This is a genomic window from Variovorax sp. P4_D9, assembly GCF_056401695.1.
The window spans coordinates 1-3,624 of the sequence record NZ_JBFUIU010000863.1; the positions used below are offsets into that span (position 1 = coordinate 1).

Below are 3,624 nucleotides of genomic sequence, written 5' to 3' on the forward strand. Positions count from 1 at the left end.
GGGCGTGCCGGCGTCGCTGACATAGGCGATGCGCTCGCCCGCGGCCAGCCGCGCGACCACCGCCTGCGCCGCTTCGCTCTCGTTGTGCTGGTGCAGGGCCAGCAGCTGTGCGCCCGGACGGTCGATGCCGTAGGCCCGCAGCAGGCTTTGCGTGTGGCGCGTGTCTTCGCAGGCGACCGCGTCGACCATCTGCAGCACGTGCAGCGCGCGCAGTGTGATGTCCGCGAGGTTGCCAATCGGCGTCGCGACCACGTAGAGCGTGGCCTGCGGATAATGCTGCGAACCCGCGGCCTCTCGCGCGGCGAGCAGGGCGGCGCCGAACGAAGCGAGAGCGATGGAAGTCAATGGCTTATCTCCAGAACAAGGCAGCAGGGCGGACATCGCTGCCGACGACCAAGCAGCGCGGCGAAGCGGCCGAGGACGGCGCTCTCGAACACCTGCAGGCGGCCGGCCTCGGGCTGGTCGCGCGCAATTATCGAACCCCCGGCCGGGGCGGCGGCGAGATCGACCTGATCATGCGCGATCCGCGCGACGGCACGCTGGTGTTCGTCGAGGTCCGCGGCCGTGCCAGCGCGACGCACGGCGGCGCCGGCGGCAGCATCACGGCCGGGAAGCAGCGCCGCATCGTCTTCGCGGCGCGGCACTGCATCAGCCGCTTGCGCGTGCTGCCGCCCTGTCGCCTCGATGTCGTGCTGGTGGAGGCGGGCATCGACTGGATCCGGGGCGCTTTCGACGCCGGTTGAGCGCGCCTGCTCACGTTTTGTTTCATAAGTCGATCACCCGCCCGCAGTTATCATCGCGCCCCATGCTCGAGCAACGGATTCAGCAGCACTTCATCGACAGTGCAGACCTCAAATACCAGGCCGGGCCATTGCTCGGCAAACCCATTTCCCAAGCCATGCAGGCCTTGCTGGCCTGCGTCACCAGCGGCGGCAAGATCCTCGCGTGCGGCTCCGGCGTGTCCGGCTTGCTGGCGGCGCAGTTCGCGGCCCAGTTCGTCGGCCGCTTCGAGCGCGACCGCCCCGAGTTGGCCGCGATCGCGCTGCCCGGCGATCCCGCCGATCCCGCCGCCGACACGGCCGAGTCGCTCGGCGCCGATCGCTTCGCGCGCCAGGTGCGTGCACTGGGCCAGGCCGGCGACGTGCTGCTGGTGCTGAGCGTCAGCGGCCAATCGGCCGCCGTGCTGGCGGCGGTCGAAGCCGCACATGCGCGCGACATGACGGTGGTGGCCCTGCTCGGCAACGCCGCGCCCTCGGGCAGCAGCACCGGCGGCGCCGTGGGCCGTGCGTTGCGCGAGACCGACGTGCAGGTCTGCGTGCCGCATGAGCGCGCCGCGCGCATCCACGAGGTCCACCTGCTGGCGCTGCACTGCCTGTGCGACGGCGTCGACGCCCAACTGCTCGGCGACCAGGATAGCGACTCTTCCCTGCTGTCGACTTGAGCCCCCACGCTCGGCACTGCGTGTCCTTGATGCCCCCCGAGGGGGCGCAGTCCGCCTTGGGGCGGCCCGGCGGCGGACCTGAGCCCCCTGAGCTATTGCGCCGCGGCACCGGCCTTGGCCGGCGCATCGCTGATCCGCTCGAGCAGTTCGCGATAAGCGGGTGATTCGCGCAGCAGCCGGCCGCCGAGCGCGCGCAGTCGGTCGACTTCCTCCGCCGACAGCACGAAGCTGGTCGGCAGGTCCATGAAGTAGCGCTGCTCCTTCGGGTCCTCGATGGCGTCGAAGCTGACGTCGATGGCGTCGAAGCGCAGTGTCGGCACCGCGGCCTCGGCCTGTGCCCGCGGCATGCCCGAGAGCCGGAGCTCGGCCACCTGGAGCTCGCGCTTGTCGGCCCAGCGCTGCGCGATGTCCTTCAGCAGTTCGACCGACTCGTAGGAGAAGTGGTCGATCGGCACGCTCGACGACTGCAGCAACTGCGAGACGACGCCGGGCGCGCGCACCCGCTGGTCCCAGTCCGTGGCCGGCGCCGAGCGCGAGTTGACCACCACCACCACGATGCGCCGGATCGATGCAAGCCCCACCTGGCGCTGGAAGTTCGGGCTGGCCTCCAGTTCTTCGAGGGCCTCAAGCAGGCCGCGCAGGCCCAGGTTGTCCGAGACCCCGCCATCGACCACGTGCAGGTACGGCCGGTTCTTGCTGTCTTCGAAGTTCTGGATGTCGCGATAGCGCAGCAGGGCCCGGCCGGCCGGGCGCGAGGGGCCGCCCGGCTTGGTGACATCGTAGACCCAGGCCGGCATGGTGGCACCGCAGTGGCCGCCATAGTTGTAGTAGGTGACCGGCGACAGCACCGCGGGCACGGCCGAGGAGGTGGCCGCGGCCCGGGCCAGGCGCACCGTGCCGAGGTCGGAGCACAGCAGGTCGAAATGGTCCTGCGAAAACGGGAAGCGGGCGCCGGTCGAGAGGTCGGTGCCGGTGACCGCGGTCACGGGGGTCGGCTTTTCGAGCAGGTCGGCGAAGGTGGCGCCGTTGAACAGGATCTCGTCGTAGTAGTCGGCGGCCAGCTCCGAGCGGCCGTACAACCCGCTGCCGAGGCTGAACCAGTTGAGCGGGTTGAGCGCGCGCCGCGTCAGCGCACCCTGCACGTCGCGCTTCAGAAAGCGCGGCTCGTACTCGGTGAACAGCTGGTCGCCATAGAGCGCGTAGGCCAGGGCGGTGAAGCTGCCGCCGGAGACGCCGGCGATCGCATCCACCTCCTCCAGCAGATTGCGTTGCACGCCCTGGACCACGATGTCGGTGTGCCGCAGCTCCTCGAGCACGCCATAGGAGAACGCCGCCGCGCGCGTCCCGCCTCCCGAAAAGGTGAGGAGGAACAGCGTGTGGGGGTCATTGGTGACGCCGTGGTGAGGGCGCTTCAGCAGGCGGTTGACCCGGTAGCCGCCGTCGGGGTCGACCTTGGCGATGGGCGGGTTCACGGGCGCCAGCGCATTGCATCCGGCCAGCAGCAGCAGCGCCAGGGCGCCGGCCATCCAGTGCAGCACGGGCGATCGCGCGATGGGTTGAATCACGGTGACTTCCTTGATCGAACGGGTCGATATCGATGCCGGATGCGGACCATGCAACATGTGCGCCATCCACCGCGTCGCATTGTAGGCAAGGGGCGCGACATGCCGCTCGCGCGAAGGCCGTGATGACAGCCGGTAACGGAGCGGTGAAAACCCTGGGCTAAACTCGCCGCGGACACAACGCACAGGAAGGCCCGCACCCATGAAGACCACATCCACGCAACGCATCGCAATGGCTCTGGCCGTAGGCGCCGTATTGGTGTCCGGTCTCACTGCCTGCGTGCCGCTGGTGGTGGGCGGGGCCGCGGCCGCCGGCGTCGGCATGGTGGCGACCGATCGCCGCAGCTCGGGCGCGCAGGTCGACGACCAGTCCATCGAGCTGCGCGCCGGCGCGCGCGTGCGCGAGATCGCCAACGACCAGATGTACGTGAGCGTGACCAGCTTCAATCGCCAGGTGCTGCTGACCGGCACGGTCGGCAGTGAGGCCGACAAGCGCCGCGTCGAGGATGTGGTGCGGCGCGTCGACAACGTGCGTTCGGTGATCAACGAGCTGGTGGTCGGTCCGCCGACCACCTTCCAGGAGCGCTCGAACGACACCTTCATCACCGGCAAGGTCAAGGC

Annotated in this window: 5 protein-coding genes; 3 read left to right on the plus strand and 2 right to left on the minus strand. The window is 69.7% G+C overall.

Annotated features, from left to right (window positions below; translation table 11 throughout):
• Positions 1–345: SAM-dependent methyltransferase (locus AC1DY5_RS47005; protein ID WP_478121234.1), on the minus strand; the 345-nt coding region annotated here is incomplete at its 3' end.
• On the opposite strand from AC1DY5_RS47005, the gene AC1DY5_RS47010 reads away from it, so the two are divergent.
• Both AC1DY5_RS47010 and AC1DY5_RS47015 read left to right on the plus strand, forming a co-directional pair.
• The gene (locus AC1DY5_RS47010) at positions 345–743 is read left to right on the plus strand and encodes a YraN family protein (RefSeq protein ID WP_478121235.1); all 399 of its coding nucleotides are present in this window, start codon (positions 345–347) and stop codon (positions 741–743) included. The two genes, AC1DY5_RS47005 and AC1DY5_RS47010, sit on opposite strands and share 1 nt — an antisense overlap.
• Before the next feature lie 62 nt (positions 744–805).
• Positions 806–1,441 (plus strand): SIS domain-containing protein, encoded by a 636-nt coding sequence (locus tag AC1DY5_RS47015; protein WP_478121236.1) that lies wholly within the window; start codon positions 806–808, stop codon positions 1,439–1,441.
• A gap of 92 nt (positions 1,442–1,533) precedes the next feature.
• Here AC1DY5_RS47015 and AC1DY5_RS47020 read toward each other — a convergent pair whose 3' ends face one another.
• Positions 1,534–3,006 carry a patatin-like phospholipase family protein gene (locus AC1DY5_RS47020; protein ID WP_478121237.1) on the minus strand — a complete coding sequence of 491 codons (1,473 nt, stop codon included), beginning with the start codon at positions 3,004–3,006 and terminating at the stop codon, positions 1,534–1,536.
• A 199-nt stretch (positions 3,007–3,205) separates the two neighbouring features.
• On the opposite strand from AC1DY5_RS47020, the gene AC1DY5_RS47025 reads away from it, so the two are divergent.
• Positions 3,206–3,624 (plus strand): BON domain-containing protein (locus AC1DY5_RS47025; protein ID WP_478121238.1); only part of this gene is annotated, 419 nt, incomplete at its 3' end.